This window comes from Enterococcus sp. S53, from assembly GCF_016516865.1.
In the GTDB taxonomy this organism is placed as follows: domain Bacteria; phylum Bacillota; class Bacilli; order Lactobacillales; family Enterococcaceae; genus Enterococcus_D; species Enterococcus_D innesii.
The window spans coordinates 1-2479 of the sequence record NZ_JACVUH010000043.1; the positions used below are offsets into that span (position 1 = coordinate 1).

The window sequence follows — 2479 nt, forward strand, 5'->3', positions numbered from 1 at the left end:
CTTGTTGAAGTCGAATCACTTACACTTGCACTATCAGACATTGAACCACGTTCACTGTCACTAATGCTGGTACTTTCACTAGCTGATTCGCTCATACTTGTACTGTCACTTTGACTGATTGATGTGCTTTCACTTGCAAAAATCGACTCACTTGTACTGAAGCTGCGGCTTTCTTCCGTAGAAATACTTGCACTTTCAGACTCAGAATCGCGAATGCTAGAACTGTTGCTTGTGCTTTCAGAAGCGGAGGCTTGATCGCTCGTACTCATAGATTGACTCAAACTTGTACTGTCACTTGAACTAACCGATTCGGAATCTCGGACACTTTCACTTGTACTAATGCTTTCGCTAATGGAGGTTGATTCGCTAGGTGTAACTTCCGTACTATTCCGCTCGCTTTCGCTAGTACTGATGCTGACGCTAACTGATTCACTGGTGCTAGAGCTTTGTGAATCACTTGTCGAAGCACTCACACTTTGAGATTCTATCACTTCTTGTTTTTCGCTAAGCGATGTGCTGATTGATGCCGATTCGCTTAGACTTGTACTAGTAGATTGTGAAATGCTGGTGCTCTCACTAGCACTTGCTGAGACAGAATCATTTGTACTTGTACTGTCACTGGTTGAAAGGCTAGAACTGTTCGATCTTGAATATAGATCGCTTAAGCTATCACTTGCACTATCGCTATTGCTGAGTGATGTGCTTGCACTATCACTCATACTGAAACTACGTGATTCGCTGGCACTTTCAGATCTAGATAGTAAATCACTTAGACTCGCGCTTAAACTTAAGCTGTTACTTACGCTCGTGCTGCCGCTATAGCTTAGGCTATCACTTCTAGATTCACTTGCACTCTCTGATCTAGAAAGTAAATCACTTACACTCGTACTAGAACTTAAGCTGTCACTGGTTGATGTGCTCATGCTATTGCTTACACTATCACTCCGTGATTCGCTTGCACTGCTAGATTGAGAGTTCATTTCGCTTAAACTTAAGCTAGAGCTGTTGCTGCCACTCAACGAAGTACTTGTGCTTTGGCTCAAGCTATTGCTCCGTGATTCACTGGCACTGGTTGAACGAGATAGTAATTCGCTCAAGCTAGTACTGCTACTTTCACTCGTACTAATTGATGTGCTGCTGCTATAGCTTAGGCTATCACTCCGTGACTCGCTGGCACTGACTGATTGAGATAATTGTTCACTTAGACTTGTACTTGAACTCAAACTCGTGCTAGCTGAAGTACTTTGACTGAAACTATTACTTAGGCTATTACTTAAACTAATACCTTCGGAAAGTGAGTCACTTGTCAATTGGCTCAAGCTATTACTCAAACTGTAGCTGTTGCTCGCACTAGTTGACGATGAATCACTTAATGAACTGCTAGTACTTGTGCTCAGACTTAGACTCGCAGAAGTACTACTACTGTAGCTTTGACTTTCACTTGCTAGTGATCTGCTTTCTGAAAGACTATCGCTATTGCTCAAGCTAGCACTGATTGACGATGAGTCGCTCATTGATGTACTGATACTCAAGCTTTCACTCATACTTTCAGAAGCACTATTACTAATACTTGTACTATCGCTTGTACTTGTACTTATGCTTGCTGAGGTGCTGCTACTGTAGCTAGTACTGTCACTAGTACTTAGACTAATACTTGCTGAGGTACTGCTGCTAAAACTTTCACTCATACTTGATCGTGAATCACTAATTGACGTACTCAAACTATTCGATTCACTGTTACTGATGCTTGTACTAATTGAAGCAGAGTCACTAACCGAAGTACTGACACTAGTACTCATGCTCAAGCTGGCTGAAGTACTGCTGCTATAGCTTTGACTTTCACTAGTCCGTGAATCGCTCACAGACGTACTAATGCTTGTTGATTCACTATTACTTGTACTTGTGCTAACGCTGTAGCTTGCAGAGTCGCTTGCACTTTGTGACATTAAACCACTAGTACTCAATGATGATGAATCACTTAGTGAAGTACTAATACTTGCTGACTCACTGTTACTAATACTTGTACTTACTGATAATGAGTCACTCAATGACGTACTCGTACTTGTTGACTCACTGTTGCTTACACTTGTGCTGCCACTAAAGCTTGTAGAATCGCTCGCACTTAATGACAACGAAGTACTTGTGCTTAGAGATAACGAGTCACTGATCGACGTACTCAAGCTTGTTGATTCACTGTTACTGATGCTTGTACTTACAGACATTGAATCGCTAATTGAGGCACTTGTACTTGTCGAATCACTATCACTCACACTGGTACTTAACGATGATGAATCACTGATCGATGCGCTCAGGCTTGCTGATTCGCTGTTACTGATACTTGTACTTACAGACATTGAATCACTGATCGACGTGCTTGTACTTGTCGAGTCACTGTTGCTTACACTTGTACTTAACGATGATGAATCACTGATTGATGTGCTTGTACTTGCTGATTCACTGTTACTGATGCTTGTACTTA

General features: G+C 41.7%; 1 pseudogene. It reads right to left on the reverse strand.

Going from position 1 to position 2479, the window contains the following annotated elements:
• Window positions 1-2479 (reverse strand): annotated as a pseudogene (locus IAE45_RS18415) (hypothetical protein); the annotation flags it as partial.